Origin of the sequence: Nocardia albiluteola, assembly GCF_018860155.1 — a bacterium.
GTDB lineage: Bacteria > Actinomycetota > Actinomycetes > Mycobacteriales > Mycobacteriaceae > Nocardia > Nocardia albiluteola.
In genome coordinates, this window is sequence record NZ_JAHKNI010000013.1 from 52,058 (window position 1) to 68,153 (window position 16,096).

General features: G+C 69.3%; 15 protein-coding genes. 2 read left to right on the forward strand and 13 right to left on the reverse strand.

Features of this window, described 5'->3' with window-relative positions; all coding sequences use genetic code 11:
• From KO481_RS31670 to KO481_RS31695, 6 genes are all read right to left on the reverse strand, one after another.
• Positions 1-783 carry an enoyl-CoA hydratase family protein gene (locus KO481_RS31670; protein WP_215922152.1) on the reverse strand — a complete coding sequence of 261 codons (783 nt, stop codon included), beginning with the start codon at positions 781-783 and terminating at the stop codon, positions 1-3.
• Between the two features lie 19 nt (positions 784-802).
• Positions 803-1,966, reverse strand: coding sequence for an acyl-CoA dehydrogenase family protein (locus tag KO481_RS31675; protein ID WP_215922153.1), 1,164 nt, complete (start codon positions 1,964-1,966; stop codon positions 803-805).
• Positions 1,963-4,056 (reverse strand): acetyl/propionyl/methylcrotonyl-CoA carboxylase subunit alpha, encoded by a 2,094-nt coding sequence (locus KO481_RS31680; protein WP_215922154.1) that lies wholly within the window; start codon positions 4,054-4,056, stop codon positions 1,963-1,965. The genes KO481_RS31675 and KO481_RS31680 overlap by 4 nt, the downstream gene beginning before the upstream one ends.
• A gap of 11 nt (positions 4,057-4,067) precedes the next feature.
• Entirely contained in the window at positions 4,068-5,675 is a 1,608-nt protein-coding gene (locus tag KO481_RS31685) for an acyl-CoA carboxylase subunit beta (RefSeq protein WP_215922155.1), read from the reverse strand.
• A complete protein-coding gene (locus KO481_RS31690; protein WP_215922156.1) occupies positions 5,672-6,829 on the reverse strand; it encodes an acyl-CoA dehydrogenase family protein in 1,158 nt (385 codons plus the stop codon). Before KO481_RS31690 ends, KO481_RS31685 begins: the two co-directional genes overlap by 4 nt.
• A 121-nt stretch (positions 6,830-6,950) precedes the next feature.
• Positions 6,951-8,666 carry an acyclic terpene utilization AtuA family protein gene (locus KO481_RS31695; RefSeq protein WP_215922157.1) on the reverse strand — a complete coding sequence of 572 codons (1,716 nt, stop codon included), beginning with the start codon at positions 8,664-8,666 and terminating at the stop codon, positions 6,951-6,953.
• A 256-nt stretch (positions 8,667-8,922) separates the two neighbouring features.
• Here KO481_RS31695 and KO481_RS31700 point away from each other — a divergent pair, with 256 nt between their 5' ends.
• A complete protein-coding gene (locus KO481_RS31700) occupies positions 8,923-9,081 on the forward strand; it encodes a CG2302 family histidine operon protein (protein ID WP_215922355.1) in 159 nt (52 codons plus the stop codon).
• Positions 9,082-9,090: 9 nt separating this feature from the next.
• Here KO481_RS31700 and KO481_RS31705 read toward each other — a convergent pair whose 3' ends face one another.
• The 6 genes from KO481_RS31705 to KO481_RS31730 form a co-directional block, all read right to left on the reverse strand.
• Positions 9,091-9,882 (reverse strand): adenylate/guanylate cyclase domain-containing protein, encoded by a 792-nt coding sequence (locus KO481_RS31705; RefSeq protein WP_245401805.1) that lies wholly within the window; start codon positions 9,880-9,882, stop codon positions 9,091-9,093.
• A gap of 549 nt (positions 9,883-10,431) precedes the next feature.
• Positions 10,432-11,250 carry an ABC transporter permease gene (locus KO481_RS31710; RefSeq protein WP_215922158.1) on the reverse strand — a complete coding sequence of 273 codons (819 nt, stop codon included), beginning with the start codon at positions 11,248-11,250 and terminating at the stop codon, positions 10,432-10,434.
• Positions 11,250-12,218 (reverse strand): ABC transporter ATP-binding protein, encoded by a 969-nt coding sequence (locus KO481_RS31715; RefSeq protein WP_215922159.1) that lies wholly within the window; start codon positions 12,216-12,218, stop codon positions 11,250-11,252. Before KO481_RS31715 ends, KO481_RS31710 begins: the two co-directional genes overlap by 1 nt.
• Positions 12,219-12,326: 108 nt before the next feature.
• A complete protein-coding gene (locus KO481_RS31720; protein ID WP_372452157.1) occupies positions 12,327-13,079 on the reverse strand; it encodes a thiazole synthase in 753 nt (250 codons plus the stop codon).
• 19 nt (positions 13,080-13,098) lie between these two features.
• Positions 13,099-13,311, reverse strand: a complete 213-nt coding sequence (thiS, locus tag KO481_RS31725) for a sulfur carrier protein ThiS (protein ID WP_215922160.1) — start codon at positions 13,309-13,311, stop codon at positions 13,099-13,101.
• Positions 13,308-14,534, reverse strand: a complete 1,227-nt coding sequence (locus KO481_RS31730; protein ID WP_215922161.1) for an FAD-dependent oxidoreductase — start codon at positions 14,532-14,534, stop codon at positions 13,308-13,310. The genes thiS and KO481_RS31730 overlap by 4 nt, the downstream gene beginning before the upstream one ends.
• Before the next feature lie 120 nt (positions 14,535-14,654).
• Between KO481_RS31730 and thiE the strand changes: the two genes are divergently transcribed.
• Positions 14,655-15,359 carry a thiamine phosphate synthase gene (gene thiE / locus KO481_RS31735; RefSeq protein WP_215922162.1) on the forward strand — a complete coding sequence of 235 codons (705 nt, stop codon included), beginning with the start codon at positions 14,655-14,657 and terminating at the stop codon, positions 15,357-15,359.
• A gap of 10 nt (positions 15,360-15,369) precedes the next feature.
• Here thiE and KO481_RS31740 read toward each other — a convergent pair whose 3' ends face one another.
• Entirely contained in the window at positions 15,370-16,035 is a 666-nt protein-coding gene (locus KO481_RS31740; protein ID WP_215922163.1) for an NUDIX hydrolase, read from the reverse strand.
• Positions 16,036-16,096: the final 61 nt, after the last annotated feature.

The following is a 16,096-nucleotide window of genomic DNA, read 5'->3' on the forward strand; positions in this document are numbered from 1 at the left end:
CTATTCTGCCCAGCTCGGTGGCCGGCGCTGAAAGAAGGCCGTCATGCCCTCGATCACCTCGGGGGTGCCGAAGAATCCGGCCGAGCGCTTCGCCAGTTCCTCCGCCGAGCGATCGAACTCGGCAAGCAGGGCCGCGTTCACCAGGCGCTTGCTCTCAGCCAGCCCCTGCGGCGAGCCCTTGCGCAGCTCGCCGCGCAGCCTCGACACCTCCGAGGCCGCGTCCTGCGCCGCCACCGTGATCAGCCCGATCCGCTCGGCCTCGGCGGCGTCGAAGGTCTCGCCGGTCTGGTAGTAACGCGCGGCCGCGCGGGCGGTCATGCGCGGCAGCAGCGTCAGCGAGATCATGAACGGCGCCAGGCCGATTCGCGCCTCGGTGAGCGCGAAGCTGCTGTCCGGCCCGGCGATCGCGAGATCGCAGGCGGCCAGGATTCCCATACCGCCCGCACGCACATTCCCGTTCACCTGGGCCACAACGGGTTTCGGCAGGGTCAGGATGTCGCGCAGCACGTCGATCATCCAGCGGGTGCGCTGATCGGCCGCCGCGGCCGGATCGGCGTCCAGGGCCTCCTTCAGATCCGCTCCGGCACAGAAGGTATTGCCGGTGTGGGTCAGGATCACCCCGCGGGCGGTGTCGTCCGCGGCGGCGCGCTCCAGACCCACCAGCAGTTCCCGCACCAGCCGCGAGGACAGCGCGTTGCGGTTGTGCGGGGAATCCAGGGTCAGCACGGCGAATCCGTCGCCGACCTCGTAGCGCACGAAGGGCGCTTGCGCGGACTCGGTCATGTGGGACTCCTCGGGGCGATCAGTACGACTTGGGCAGGCCCAGCGAATGCTGGGAGACGAAGTTCAGCACCATCTCCCGGCTCACGGGCGCGACACGGCCGATGCGCGCGGCGGCCAGCATGCCCGCCAGGCCGACGTCGCGGGTCAGCCCGGAACCGCCGTGGGTCTGAATGGCCTGATCCAGCGCCTTGATACTGGCCTCGGCCGCAGCGTATTTCGCCATGTTCGCCGCCTCCGCGGCGCCGAAATCGTCGCCGGAGTCGTACAGCACCGCCGCCTTCTGCATCATCAGCTTGGCCAGCTCGACCTCGATCTTCACCTGCGCGAGCGGATGCGAAATGCCCTGGTGCGCACCGATCGGCACGCCCTTCCACACCGCGCGCTCCTTGGCGTACTCCACCGCGCGGTCGATGGCGTAGCGGCCCATGCCCACGGCCATGGCCGCGCCCATGATGCGCTCGGGATTCAGGCCCGCGAACAGCTGCGCGATGGCCGCGTCCTCCTGGCCCACCAGCGCGGTCGCGGGCAGGCGCACATCGTCCAGGAACAGCGTGAACTGATTGTCCGGCTCGATGATGTCCATCTCCTGCTTCGTCTTCACGAAGCCGGGCGCGTCGGTGGGCACGATGAACAGCGCCGGCTGCAGGTTGCCGGTCTTGGCGTTCTCGGTGCGGGCCACGATGAGCACCGCCTCGGCCTGGTCCACTCCGGAGATGAAGATCTTGCGGCCGTTGAGGATCCAGTCCTCGCCGTCGCGGCGGGCGGTGGTGGTGATCTTGTGCGAGTTGGAGCCCGCGTCGGGCTCGGTGATGCCGAACACCATCTTCGACGAGCCGTCGGCCAGGCGGGTGAGCCAGTAGTTCTTCTGCTCGTCGGTGCCGTACTTGGTGAGGATGGTGCCGCAGATGGCCGGTGAGACCACCATCAGCAGCAGCCCGCAGCCCTGCGCGGACAGCTCCTCCTGCACCAGCGCCAGCTCGTAGATGCCCGCGCCGCCACCGCCGTACTCCTCAGGCAGGTTCACGCCCAGGAAGCCGAGTTTTCCTGCCTCGCCCCATAATTCGTCCAGCGGCTCGTTGCGGCGGGATTTCGGGCCGGCGTAGTCGCGGAAACCGTACTTGGCGGCGAGCTTCGCCACCGCCGCACGCAGCTGCTTCTGTTCGTCGGATTCGATGAAACTCATGCTTCCACCTCGCTGGCGTTCGATTCGTCTTCGGTACTCACCACGGCCAGCACGGCGCCGACCTCGACCTGTTGTCCCGCGGTCACATTCAGTTCGGCCAGCAGACCGGCGGCGGGCGCGGCGATAGTGTGCTCCATCTTCATCGCCTCCAGCCACAGGATCGGCTGCCCCTTCTCGACCCGGTCGCCCGCCCGCGCGCCGAGCCGGATCACCGCGCCCGGCATCGGGGCCAGCAGCGAGCCCTCGGCGACGTGGTCGGCCGGATCCTCGAAGCGCGGCAGGCGTTTCACCGAGACCGGGCCGAGCGGGGAATCCACCGCCACCCGATCGCCGTAACGGGCCACCGTGAAGCGGCGGCGCACTTTGCGGCGCTCCGGCGCCGTCGCGTCCGGCGATGCGGTGCGTACGGCCGCATCGGCATCCACCGGGACCAGCAGGGTCACTGAATCCGGTGTGGCCTCGACCAATTCGAGACCATCGAAGCCCTCGATCGCGAGACCGGCGCGACCGATCCGGTAGCGCACCTCGCAGACACCGATGTTGCGGCTCTCGTAGGACTTGGATTGCGGCTGCGACGGTAGATTGCGCCAGCCGCCGGGCAGACCCGCACCGACGCGGGCCTTCGCGCGATTGGCGGCCGCATCGGACAGCGCCGCTGCCACGATCGACAGGCGCTCGTCCCTCTCGGAAACCAGGGGCGCGGAAAGCGTGTCGAGCCCGTGCGTGGCGAAGAACGCGGTATCGGTGTCACCGGCCAGGAATGCTGGGTGCCGCAAAACCCGTACCAGCAGATCGCGGTTGGTGACCAGGCCGTGAATCCTGGCCCGCCGCAGGGCGGATGCCAGCAGATGCGCCGCTTCCTCGCGGGTCTCGGCGTAGGAGATAACCTTCGAGAGCATGGGGTCGTAGTGCACGCCGACGACCGAGCCGTCCACCACACCGCTGTCCAGGCGCACGCCCGGCTCGGACAGCACGGTGAATTCGCCTGTGACACCGGGAATATCGATCCGGTGCACCGTCCCGCTCTGCGGCTGCCAGTCCTGCGCCGGATCCTCGGCGTACAGGCGGACCTCGATGGAGTGGCCACGCATCGCGGGCGGTTGCGCGGGCAGCGGGCGGCCGGCGGCTACCTGCAGTTGCAGGCGCACCAGGTCCAGACCGGTGACCTGTTCGGTGACCGGATGTTCCACCTGCAGGCGGGTATTCATCTCCAGGAAGAAGAACTCACCCTTTTCGTCGGCCAGGAATTCGACGGTGCCCGCGCCCTCGTAGCCGATTGCGTCGGCGGCCAGCCGCGCGGCCTCGAACAACCGCGCCCGCATGCCCCGCCCCTCGGGCTCACCCGCGGCGGCGCGCAGGGCGTCGATCTTCTCGACCAGCGGCGAGGGCGCTTCCTCCACGACCTTCTGGTGGCGGCGCTGAATCGAGCACTCGCGCTCGCCCACTGCCCACACCGCGCCGTGGGTGTCGGCCATGACCTGCACCTCGATATGACGGCCGGTCTCCAGGTAGCGCTCGCAGAAGACGGTCGGATCGCCGAACGCCGAGGCCGCCTCGCGCTGCGCGGCCGCGATCTGATCGTTCAGCTCCGCCAGCTCGCGCACCACGCGCATGCCGCGGCCGCCGCCGCCGGCCGACGCCTTGATCAGCACCGGCAGCATGTCCGCGGTGACCTCCGCGGGATCCAGCTGCTTCAGCACCGGGACACCGGCGGCGTCCATCATCTTCTTGGACTCCACCTTGGAGCCCATCTGCTCGATGGCGGCCACGGGCGGGCCGATCCAGATCAGCCCGGCATCCTGTACGGCCCGGGCGAATTCGGCGTTCTCGGACAGGAATCCGTAGCCGGGGTGGATCGCATCGGCGCCCGCGGCGAGGGCGGCCTCGACGATCAGCTCAGCACGCAGGTAGGTCTCGCCGGGCGTGTTGCCGGGCAGGCGAATTGCCGCGTCGGCCTCGGCCACGTGCGGGGCGTTCGCGTCGGCGTCCGAGTACACCGCGGTCGTCGCGATGCCCATGCGGCGGCAGGTCGCGAAGACGCGGCGCGCGATCTCGCCGCGGTTGGCCACCAGAACGTTCGTGATTTCCATGGCTGCTCCCCTCACATCCGGAAGACGCCGAAGCCCTCGGCGCCCTTGATCGGGGCATTGTGAATGGCGGACAACGCCATTCCCAGCACCGTGCGGGTATCGCGGGGGTCGATGACTCCGTCGTCGTACAGGCGGCCCGACATGAACATCGGCAGCGATTCGGCCTCGATCTGTGCCTCGATCATCGCGCGCATGCCCGCATCGGCCTCCTCGTCGAAGGGCATCCCCCGGGATTCGGCCGCGGCCCGGCCGACGATGGAAATGACGCCCGCCAGCTGCGCCCCGCCCATGACGGCGGATTTCGCACTGGGCCAGGCGAAGACGAAGCGCGGGTCGTAGGCCCGCCCGCACATGCCGTAGTGGCCCGCGCCATAGGACGCACCCATGAGCAGCGAAATATGCGGAACCTTCGAATTGGAGACCGCATTGATCATCATCGCGCCGTGCTTGATGATGCCCTTCTGCTCGTACTCCTTGCCGACCATGTAGCCGGTGGTGTTGTGCAGGAACAGCAGTGGCGTGTTCGACTGGTTGGCCAGCTGAATGAACTGTGTGGCCTTCTGTGCCTCTTCGGAGAACAGCACGCCGCGGGCGTTGGCGAGGATGCCGACCGGATAACCATGCAGCTGCGCCCATCCCGTGACCAGGCTCGAGCCGTACAGCGGCTTGAATTCGTCGAAATCGGATCCGTCCACCACGCGGGCGATGACCTCGCGCGGATCGAACGGGATCTTGAGGTCCGTCGGCACGATGCCGAGCAGATCCTCCTGGTCGTACCGAGGCTCGAGCACCTCGGAACCGGGTACGAGGGCGGGCGGGCCCTGCTTGGTCCAGTTGAGGCGCTTGATGATCGAGCGTCCCAGGCGAATCGCGTCCGGCTCGTCGACGGCCAGATAGTCGGCCAGACCCGAGATGCGGGCATGCATTTCGGCGCCGCCGAGGGATTCGTCGTCGGACTCCTCGCCGGTGGCCATCTTCACCAGCGGCGGACCGCCCAGGAAGACCTTGGAGCGCTCCTTGATCATGACCGTGTAGTCGGACATGCCGGGGACGTACGCGCCACCTGCGGTGGAGTTACCGAATACCAGTGCGACGGTGGGGATTCCGGCCGCCGAGAGCCGGGTCAGGTCCCGGAACATGCGGCCGCCGGGGACGAAGACCTCCTTCTGCGTAGGCAGATCCGCGCCGCCGGACTCCACCAGCCCGATCACCGGCAGCCGGTTCTCCAACGCGATGTCGTTCATACGCAGGTTCTTGCGCAGCGTCCAGGGATTCGAGGTGCCACCGCGCACGGTCGGATCCGGCGCCACGATCATGCACTCGACACCCTCGACGATGCCGATCCCCGCGATCACGCTGGCGCCGACATGAAACTCGCTGCCCCAGGCCGCCAGCGGCGCCAGCTCGAGGAACGGCGAATCCTCGTCGATGAGCAGTTCGATGCGCTCGCGCGCGGTCAGCTTGCCGCGCTTGCGGTGTCGCGCCAGCTTGTCCGGGCCGCCGCCCCCGATGTTCTTGGCGTACTCGGCCTCCACCTCGGCCAGCTTGGTGGTCATGGCCTCGGCGGCGGCCTGGTAATCCGCCGATTTCGGGTCTACGGAACTTCGCAGGATGGTCAAGACTGGTACCCCAATCGCTTGGCCGCAAGGCTCGTCAGGATCTCGCTGGTGCCGCCGCCGATACCGAGGATGCGCACGTCCCGGTAGTGTCGCTCGACCTCGGACTCACGCATGTAGCCCAGGCCGCCGAACAGCTGAACCGCCTGGTGCGCAACCCATTCGGCGGTCTCCACCGCGGTGTTCTTGGCGAAGCACACCTCGGCGATCAGATCGGTCTCCCCCGCGGCCGCACGCTCCACCACGTGATGGGTGTACACCCGGGCGACATCGATGCGCCGGGCCATCTCCGAGAGCGTGTTCTGCACGGCCTGCCTGCTGATCAGCGGGCGGCCGAAGGTCTCGCGATCCCGGCACCATTGCAGGGTCAGGTCCAGGCAGCGCTGCGCATGTCCGTACGCCTGAGCCGCCAGGCCCACCCGCTCGCTCACGAATGCCTGTGCGATCTGTGCGAATCCGGAGTTCTCCGGACCCACCAGATTCGACACCGGAACGCGCACATCCACATACGAGAGTTCGGCAGTGTCCGAGGCCAGCCAGCCCATCTTCTCCAGCTTGCGGCTCACGGTGAAGCCCGGCGTGCCCTTCTCAACGACGAGCAGCGACACACCGGCCGCCCCCGGACCGCCCGTGCGCACCGCGGTCACGACGAAGTCGGCGCGGACGCCGGAGGTGATGAAGGTCTTGGCCCCGTTCACGACGAACTCGTCGCCCTCGCGCACCGCCGTCGTGCGCAGATGCCCGACGTCCGAACCACCGCCCGGCTCGGTGATGGCCAGCGAGCCGATCTTCTCGCCCGCGAGCGTCGGTTTCACCCAGCGCTCGATGTGCTCGGTGTTCCCCGAGGCGATGATGTGCGGGACCGCGATGCCGCAGGTGAACAGGGAGGCGAACAGGCCGCCCGAGCATCCGGCGTAGTGCATCTCCTCGCAGACGATCGCGGCGTCGATGCCGTCGCCGCCCGAACCGCCCACGACCTCCGGGAATTGGATGCCCAGCAGCCCCAGGGCCCCGGCCTTCTTGTGCAACTCGCGCGGGATCTCGCCCGCGCGCTCCCACTGGTCCAGGTACGCAAGCACCTCACGCTCGACGAAACCCCGCACCGTGGCACGCAATTCACGGCGCTCGGAAGTCGCCCAGGGGTTCGAATACGTCATGCTCTCTCCATTCCGCGCGATCGGCCGCGAACTTCCGCCGCCGTCGTGTCGGCGCTCGGCGCGGGCTCCCCTTGGTACTCGCTGATGCCGCCGTGCGCCCTGTGTCGATGACTCGCTCCGCTCATGGCAGCAGCTCCACGGGAATATCGATATGCCGGGCGCGCAACCACTCACCGAGCCCCTTGGCCTGGGGATCGAATCGGGCCTGATACGCGACCCCCTCGCCGAGCAGGCCCTCGACGATGAAGTTGACGGCGCGCAGATTCGGCAGCACGTGGCGGGTAATGGGCAGCGCCGCGGTTTCCGGTAGCAGCACGCGCAACTGGTCGGCGGTGAGCGCGTGCACCAGCCAGGCGAATTGGTCGTCCGTGCGGACCCAGACGCCGATGTTGGCATTGCCCCCCTTGTCGCCCGAGCGCGCCAGGGCGATGGTTCCCAACGGGGCTCGCGTCGTCGCCGACGGCGGGAGCGACTGCGGCAGTGCGGGTTCCGGCACTTCCTCCAGGTCCAGCGTCTCGGCGGAGGGCTCGATGGACACCTCGCTGCCGTCCGGCAGCACGGCGATGTGGGGAACTTCCTTCGCGTCCACATAGCCGGGGGTGAACACCCCATAAGGCCCGCCGTTGCCGGGAGGCGCGGTCAGCGAGAATCCCGGATAGCTGGCCAGCGCCAATTCGACCGCGACACTGGAGAATGCGCGTCCGACCTTGTTCGGGTCCGGATCCCGCACGACGCAGCGCAGCAGCGCGCTGGCCTGTTCCTCGGTCTCGGCGTCGGCCCGGTCCAGCCGCGCGAGGGTCCAGTCCAGCTCCGCCGGGCGTACCGGCAGCCACGACTCCAGCTGATTGCGCGCCAGTTCGGCCTTGGCCTCGATGTCCAGACCGGTGAGAATGAAGGCCATCTCGTTGCGGAAGCCGCCGATAGTGTTGAGCGACACCTTGATTCGCGGCGGTGGTGCCTCGCCGACCGCCCCGTCGATCAACACCCGATCGGGTCCCTGCTGGGAGAGCCTGATGCTGTCCAGCCGGGACGTCACGTCCGGTCCGGCGTACCGCGCGCCCTGGATCTCGTACATGAGCTGCGCGCGCACCGTGTCCACGGTGACCGCGCCGCCGGTGCCCGCGTGTTTGGTGATCACGCTGCTGCCGTCGCGGCGCACCTCGGCGATCGGGAACCCCGGCCGCCCGAGGTCGGCGATCTCGGTGAAGAAGGCGAAGTTGCCGCCGGTGGCCTGGGTGCCGCATTCGATCACGTGCCCGGCTACCACCGCGCCCGCCAGTGCATCGTAATCGCTTCTGCCCCAGCTGAAATGGGCGGCGGCCGGACCGACCACCACCGATGCGTCGGTCACCCGCCCGGTGACCACGATGTCCGCACCGGCGTCCAGGGCCTCCACGATGCCCCACGCGCCCAGGTAGGCATTCGCCGTGAGCGGCGCACCGAGACCGAGTTCGCCCGCACGGGCCAGCAGATCGTCGCCGCTCACATGGGCGATTTTCGGTGCGACACCGAGCTTTTCGGCCAGCTCGGCGATGCGCCGGGCCAGCCCTGCCGGATTGAGTCCGCCCGCATTGGCGACGATCCGCACGCCCCGGTCCAGCGCGAGGCCCATGCACTCCTCGAGCTGCCGCACAAAGGTCTTGGCGTAGCCGAGTTCCGGATCCTTCATCCGGTCCCGGCCCAGGATCAGCATGGTGAGCTCGGCGAGATAGTCGCCGGTGAGCACATCGAGCTCACCGCCCTCGAGCATCTCGCGCATGGCGCCGAAGCGGTCACCGTAGAACCCGGAACAGTTGCCGATCCGTATCACTTCCGGATCGGCGGCCAGATTGCTCATCCGTGCGTTGCCTCCCAACGTGAGCCTGCGGGGATGGTGAGCCGGCGGAGCTTGCGGAGCCGGCGGGGTCGGTGCTTACAGCGGCGCGGCGTCCTCGCCGCGCGTCGGTTACAGGGTCACATCGGTGACAGAAAAAATCAAGCCTGCGTGCTTGTTAATTGCCCGCGCGGGGCGCATACCGGCACGTCGACCGCCGTCAGGGCGCGGGAAACCCACCGGAGCGGGACGCGGACCAGGCATGGAGCATGATGGGGCCGTGTCCCATTCCTTGATCGTGGTTCTGCTCTTGACCCTCGCCGGGTTCCTGATCGGCGGGGCCTTCACCACCTGGAAGAGCAACAGCCGCCCGCTGGCCGTTTTCCTGACCGTCTGCGCCGTGCTCTCGCTGGTGGGCGCCGCGCTCTGGTGGAAGTAGTAGTAGCGCCTACTCCCCGTCCAGGCGGAAGATCCGCAGGTCCTCCGGCACGCCGCTGGGCGGCGCCGCGAACATGCTCCGGCGATACGGCTTGGCGGCGCAGCCCAGCTCGGCGAGCGTGTCGGGCTCGAGCGCGTCGAGTGTGGCCTGGGAGAGCATGGTGTTGCCGTTGCCTCCGGCCTCCATCACCCGCGCGGCGATCGTGACGTCCACGCCCAGCCAGTCGCCCCCGATCTCGCGCGGCGACCCGGTGTGCAGGCCGACCCGCATCTGCGGCCGATAGCCCTGCACGTCCAGCTCGGCCAGCTGCTTCTTCGCGGCGATCGCCGCGCGCACCGCGCTGTCCGGGCTCAGGAAGATAGCCATGACACCGTCGCCCATGCGCTTGATCACCCGCCCGCCCCGATCCACGATCGGGGGCTCGATCGCGCTCGCGACACCACGCAGCAATTCCAGGGTCGCCTCATCACCGGCGGTCAGCGACCACCGAGAGAAGGCCACCAGGTCGGTGAACATGACAGTTACTTCTTCACTACCTTTTCCGCGGCCGGCGCGCTCCAGCATCGCCTGCCACACCTGCAGCGCACCCAGCCCGATCTCCTTGGCCGCGCTGGGAGAATAGCCAGCCAGCTTATCGGCCGCGCGGGCCACCGCACGCGGCCCGCCCGGGCCCGACAGTGACAGCGGATCGCCGAAAGCCGGGTCGCCGGGCAGATTTTCGCGCGCCTTACGAATTGCGCCGATCAGATCCCGGCGCTGACTCGCGGCGGCCCTCAGCGCCGAGAGCTGACCCGCGCGCAGGCGGCCACCGGGGCGGCGCCGATCGGATTCGGCATCGACCGGCGTGAGGGGAATCACGATGTCGGGTTCGGGCTCGGATCGGCCGCCGCGCCCCGTCAGGCCACCGTCACCGGCAGGGCGGGAACGATCCGGTTCCCGGCGCCGCGCCGAGTTCTCGGCGGCAGCGGTGCGACGCGCGTTTCCGCGGTCACCAGAGGAGTTTTCACTCACTTCTCGAGCGTATCCCAGCCACACATCGGTGGGCGTATTACCAATGGTTGCCACCAGGCCACCTCTCTATCGGACGGAGCGAACACCTCACTGGGTCCGCCGATGGATAGCGTGTTGGTTGCTGCCCCGATGCTACGGACGCTCAATTTCGAACGAAAGGTGTTTATCAAACAATTAGCGCAGAGTTTTCCTGTCGCGTGACCCGGCGCACACCGGCCCGGTGCAGTAGCTGCACCGGGCCGGTGGGTGTCACGTCGAGCGGGCAGTGCCCGGCGTGACAACGGGTGCGGCGAGGGCCGCTGCACCCGTTCCCGGGCCGCAGGGGACGGCCCCGGAAACTCAAGCGTCGCGCTTGTTGACCACGAACAGTGCCGCACCGAAGACGATCGCCACGACGACCGTGAAGTACAGCAGCCCGCCCCACGTGCCCCAATGCCAGGGTAGATCGCCGCCGCCCGCGGTTCCGAGGAACCTACCGGCATTCTGGAACGGAAGGAATACCTCGATGTTCCGCCCGACCTTGCCGAACGCACCGATGATCGGCTCGATCAGCACCGGCCACACGATCAGCAGCGACAGCGCGCCCGCCGACTGGCGGATCAGCGCCCCGACTCCGACCGCCAGGAACACCACCAGGGCCACGAAGATCGGCACCGCATAGAAGATGTGCGCGTCGCCGTGGGACAGGCTCATGTACCGGCCGGCGTCGCTGGACAGCATGGCCTTGAAGATGAAGAAGCTGATGAAGGTGAGCACCGCGGAGAGCACCGCGGCCGCGGCGGCGATCAGCCCCGCCTTGGCCACCAGCACGCCGGTGCGGTTGGGCACCGCCACGAAGGTGGCGCGGATGGTGCCGAAGCGGTACTCGCTGGTGACCGCCAGCGCCGCCAGGATCATGATCATGATGTAGCCGAAGCCGGGCATCCCCTGCGAGGCGCCGGTAATCCCCAGCGCCGCAACCCCGTTGGTGGGATACGGAGATGACGCGATCGTCGGATGCCCGCTGTCGAGCTGCTTGTGGTACTCGCTGATGCTGACATTGAGCAGCAGGCTGAACAGGGCCGCCATCCCGAGCGCGAACACCACCGTCAGCGCCGTGCACCACATCGGCGATCTGGTCGAGGTGAGCTTGATCCGCTCTGCCGTCACCATGCCCATCAGAGCGCACCTCCCATGACCTGGTCCATGCCTTCGCCGTGATACTGCACCGCACCCCCGGTCATCCGCATGAACGCCTCCTCGAGCGAGGCCCTTTGCGGCGCAAGCTCATACAGCATGATGCCGTTCTCACCGGCCAGCTTGCCGACCGTGTCGCTGGTCTCGCCGACCACCGTCAGCGCCGGAACGGCGTCCGCCGGGCGGCCGTCCTGGACCTGCGCGAGGCCGTCCTCGCGCACCGTCATACCGCTGGAGGTAAGCAGGCTGCGCAGCTGGTCCAGCTGCGGACTGCGCACGCGCACAGTGGATTCGGAGGCGCGCTCGATGAACTCCTTGGTGCTGGAATCGGATATCAGCTTGCCGCGGCCGATCACGATCAGATGATCGGCGGTCTGCGCCATCTCCGACAGCAGGTGGCTGGACACCAGCACCGTGCGGCCCTCGGCGGCGAGGCGCTGCATGAACCGGCGGATCCACAGGATGCCCTCCGGGTCCAGGCCGTTGACCGGTTCGTCGAAGAGCAGGATCTGCGGATCGCCCAGCAGCGCCGCGGCCAGGCCCAGGCGCTGCGACATGCCCAGGGAGAACCCCCCGGCTCGCTTGTCGGCCACCTCGGTCAGGCCGACCAGCCGCAGCACCTCCACCACCCGCGCCGCGGGCAGCTCGTTGGAGGCCGCCAGCCAGCGCAGGTGCGCGCGCGCCGACCGATTCGGGTGCACCCACTTCGCGTCGAGCAGCGCGCCGACGATGTGCAGGGGGTGATCCAGTTCCCGGTACGGCTTGCCGTCCACCAGGGCGACGCCGGACGTGGGACGGTCCAGCCCCAGAATCATCCGCATCGTGGTCGACTTGCCCGCGCCGTTCGGCCCGAGAAACCCTGTGACCTGGCCGGGTTCGACGGTGAACGTCAGGTCGTCGACCGCTGTGGTCGCGCCGAAGCGCTTCGTCAGCCCCTTGACTTCGATCATGCGACCAGTCTCGCGGAGGATTGCCGTGCCCACTATCGCTCACAGGTCTCGATTACGTCATCCTCGAGGATGAGATGCACCCTGAGCTTCATCCACAGGCTCGGTTGCTCACAACACGGGAGAGGATGCCTGTGCCCAGAAGCGCTTGGGGATGCGACCGGCCTGGCGCGCCAGGTATCCGGCCCGGACGGCGTCGGCCATCGCCGCGGCCATGACGGCGGGCTGCCGCGCCCGGGTCACCGCGGTCGCCAGCAACACGGCCGAACAGCCGAGCTCCATGGCCAGCGCGGCGTCGCTGGCGGTGCCGATCCCGGCGTCCAGGATCACCGGAACGCCCGCGTCGGCCACGATCATCTCGATGTTGTGCGGATTGCCGATGCCCAGTCCGGTGCCGATCGGGGAGCCGAGCGGCATCACCGCCGCGCAGCCCGCATCCTCGAGTCGCCGCGCCAGCACCGGATCGTCGGTCGTGTAGGGCAGCACGGTGAATCCGTCGTCGACCAATTGCTCTGCGGCGCTGACCAATTCGATGGCGTCGGGGAGCAGGGTTCGCTCGTCGGCGACGACCTCGAGTTTCACCCAGTCGGTGCCCAGCGCCTCGCGGGCCAGCCGCGCGGTCAGCACCGCCTCGGCGGCGGTGCGGCAGCCGGCCGTGTTGGGCAGCGGGGCGATGTTCAGGCGCCGCAGCAGGTCCAGCACGCCGGTGCCGCCCGCGGCGTCGACCCGGCGCATCGCGACCGTGGTCAGCTCGGTGCCCGAGGCCACCAGCGCGTCGGACAGCACGGCCAGGTTCTCAGCGCCGCCGGTGCCCATGATCAGGCGCGAGGCGAACTTCCGGTCGGCGATCTGCAGCGGTTCCATCATCGAGTCCGCACCGGTACTAGCCACCCTGCACCGCCGTGAGTACCTCGATCTCCCAGCCGCGGCCCACCGGCGAATCCCAGCGGGACTTGGGGAACACCGCGCCGTCCACCGCGACCGCAACTCCCTGATCGGGCAGCCCCAGCCGCGTGAGCAGCTCGCGCACGGTGAGCTCGTCGGCGAATTCGTGGTCCTGACCGTTGACTGTCACTCCGATTGGGATCGAGCTCATCGGATACCTCCTGTGGATGATGCGGCGACAGCGGTGGCGCCGAGATTCTGTGGAAAACGGGCGGGATCGGCGAACCTCGCCGCGGCGGGCACGTCACCGTCGCCCAGCAGGGCCAGCACCGCATCGACGGTGAGCGGCACGCCAAGGATTCCGTTGCGGCCATGGCCCGCGGCGACGACGACGCGCTCGCTCAGCCGGCCGATCAGCGGCAGGTTGTCGGGGGTGGCGGGACGGGATCCGGCCGCGGCCTCGGCGAGCTCGTACTCGCCGAGCGCCGGCAGCACGGCCTCGGCGTCGGCGATCAGATCCCGGACTCCGGCGACGGTCACCGCCGTATCGAATCCGGCCTCGTACTGCGTCGCGCCCACCACGATCCCGTCCGCGCGGGGCACGAGATACATGGGCCGTCCGTGCACCCGCGCGCGGATCACCCGCCGCGGCGGTGGGGGTGCGCCGGGGCGGTGGCGCAACCGCAGGATCTCCCCCTTCACCGGGCGCACCGCCAGGCCCGGCCACAGCCGCGCGGCGGACGCACCGGCGGCGAGCACGACTCGGTCGTAATTCAGATCCGACAGGTCGGTCACGGCCTCCGCACGGTTGTGAACACCAACCTGTTCACAGCATTGCCGCAGCGCCCCGACCAGCAGCCGGTTGTCCACAGCCGGTTCGGTGGGGGCGAGCAAGCCGGCGCGAACAGTGCGGGCCAGCCCCGGCTCCGCCGCCCTGACCTGGGCTCGGTCCAACAGCCGCAGCGCATGAGTGCGCGGGCCGAGTCCTTCCGGGCTGCCGGGTGCGGCGGCGTGCGGCGCCTGCGAGCTCCCCGGGTCGCCACCCGCACCGGCCTGCCCGCCGGACGCGCCGCCCTCGACGGCGGCCACGCGGTGTTCGCCGACGAATCCGGCAATGGTGCGCAGATCGGCGGCATCGGCGGCATCGAGCGCAACGGTGAGCGTCTCCTCAGCGACGAAGACCGAGGTACCGGTGACAGCCTGGATGCGGGCGCCGAATCCGGGCCAGCGGTCCAACGAGGCGGCACCGAATTCCAGGGCCTCGCCCTCCCCCGGCCACGCCTCCGACAGCGGGGCCAGCATGCCACCGGCCACCCAGGAGGCGCCGGAACCCGGCGCGGGATCGAATATCGTTACGGCCCAACCTGATTCGGCGGCACGCCACGCCACCGACGAACCGATCACACCCCCACCCACGACGGCCAGAGTTCGCATACCCTCCACCTTGCTCGGATCCGCCGTAGCGGAATCTCGGCATCCCCGTGCGGCCGCCTTCGCTGCGGGGATGCGGTATATGTTTCGCCTACCCACGGTAGCGCGGCTACGGTCGAGGGCGTGCAACCCTCCCACCAGTACCGACCCGTAGCCCCTCGCGAGCGCCTCGCCTCCGCGCGGCTGTACCTGTGCACCGACGCCCGGCGGGATAAGGGCGATCTGGCGGCATTCGCCGAGGCGGCGCTGGCCGGTGGGGTCGACATCATTCAGCTGCGCGACAAGGGTTCGGCGGGTGAGGCGCGGTTCGGCCCGCTCGAGGCGCAGGCCGAACTGGGCGCGCTGGCCGAGCTGAAGGCCGCGGCCCGCCGTCACGGGGCGCTGTGCGCGGTGAACGACCGCGCCGATATCGCGCTGGCCGCCGGCGCCGATGTCCTGCACCTGGGCCAGGGCGACCTGCCACCCTGGTACGCGCGGCAGATTCTCGGGCCCGAGGTCGTGATCGGCCGCTCCACCCACGACCGCGATCAGGCCGGACAGGCCGCGATCGAGGAGCATATCGATTACTTCTGCACTGGTCCGGTGTGGACCACCCCGACCAAGCCCGGCCGCAGCGCCGCGGGTCTGGACCTGGTCCGCTCCACCGCCGAGGCGGGGCCGGCCCGCCCGTGGTTCGCGATCGGCGGCATCGATGAGCCGCGCCTGCCCGAGATCCTGGCCGCGGGCGCCACTCGCATTGTCGTGGTGCGCGCCATCACCGAGGCCGACGACCCCGAGGCCGCGGCCCGGGCCCTCAAGACCCGGCTGCTCGGGAACGCCGCGGTCTGATCACCGCGCCTCAGCCCAGCACCTGGCTCAGAGTGACATACAACACGTCATCGGCAGGATCGGCGGGGAGGCCATCCGGATCGGAGATGCGGACCGGGTGGCCCGCCGCGCCATCGGCATCCAGCCACAGGAAGCCCCCAGCCGCGAGATCCACGGTGCGAGGCAGAGCAGCAGCGATCTCCGGCGCCTCGGCGATGCCGTCGAGGCTGACGCACGCCGATCGGGTTCGCAGCAGGGGCCACGCCGTGGCGAACGCGGGATGCAGGGGCCGGGCATCGACCTCGTCCTCCGACACCCAGGCCAGCGCGGCGCTCTCGATGTTCGCCGTCGTCGGCACCGGTTCGGAAATATCGGCGACCACCGTGGTGTAGGTCCAGCCGCTGGGTGCGGTCGCGGTGACCCGGCTGCCACGCACCCGCACCAGCTCCGTCGCGATTCCGGCCTCCTCGTGCGCCTCGCGCACAGCGGCGTCCTCGCTGGTCTCGTGGCTGTCCCGGGCGCCGCCCGGCAGCGCCCAGGTGCCGCCCTGATGACTCCACGGCGCCCGATGCTGCATCAATACCAGCGCACCGCCACCGGGCCGGGGCGCCCGCAGCAGAAGTCCGGCGGCCCCGAACAATCCCCACTGCCGCGTCCCATCGGGGCTGTGTACAAAGCCGTCTCCGTCACCACGCATGCTCGCCTCGTCCGATCCTCGCCCGCGCTGCCCGCGCGGTCCCCGGGCAACACGTGCGAAA

Excerpts from the sequence above, each read along its gene's own strand:
- KO481_RS31670 (WP_215922152.1), bottom strand. The coding sequence starts at position 783 with ATGACCGAGTCCGCGCAAGCGCCCTTCGTGCGCTACGAGGTCGGCGAC.
- KO481_RS31675 (WP_215922153.1), bottom strand. The coding sequence starts at position 1,966 with ATGAGTTTCATCGAATCCGACGAACAGAAGCAGCTGCGTGCGGCGGTG.
- KO481_RS31680 (WP_215922154.1), bottom strand. The coding sequence starts at position 4,056 with ATGGAAATCACGAACGTTCTGGTGGCCAACCGCGGCGAGATCGCGCGC.
- KO481_RS31690 (WP_215922156.1), bottom strand. The coding sequence starts at position 6,829 with ATGACGTATTCGAACCCCTGGGCGACTTCCGAGCGCCGTGAATTGCGT.
- KO481_RS31695 (WP_215922157.1), bottom strand. The coding sequence starts at position 8,666 with ATGAGCAATCTGGCCGCCGATCCGGAAGTGATACGGATCGGCAACTGT.
- KO481_RS31710 (WP_215922158.1), bottom strand. The coding sequence starts at position 11,250 with ATGGGCATGGTGACGGCAGAGCGGATCAAGCTCACCTCGACCAGATCG.
- KO481_RS31715 (WP_215922159.1), bottom strand. The coding sequence starts at position 12,218 with ATGATCGAAGTCAAGGGGCTGACGAAGCGCTTCGGCGCGACCACAGCG.
- KO481_RS31720 (WP_372452157.1), bottom strand. The coding sequence starts at position 13,079 with ATGGAACCGCTGCAGATCGCCGACCGGAAGTTCGCCTCGCGCCTGATC.
- thiS (WP_215922160.1), bottom strand. The coding sequence starts at position 13,311 with ATGAGCTCGATCCCAATCGGAGTGACAGTCAACGGTCAGGACCACGAA.
- KO481_RS31730 (WP_215922161.1), bottom strand. The coding sequence starts at position 14,534 with ATGCGAACTCTGGCCGTCGTGGGTGGGGGTGTGATCGGTTCGTCGGTG.
- KO481_RS31740 (WP_215922163.1), bottom strand. The coding sequence starts at position 16,035 with ATGCGTGGTGACGGAGACGGCTTTGTACACAGCCCCGATGGGACGCGG.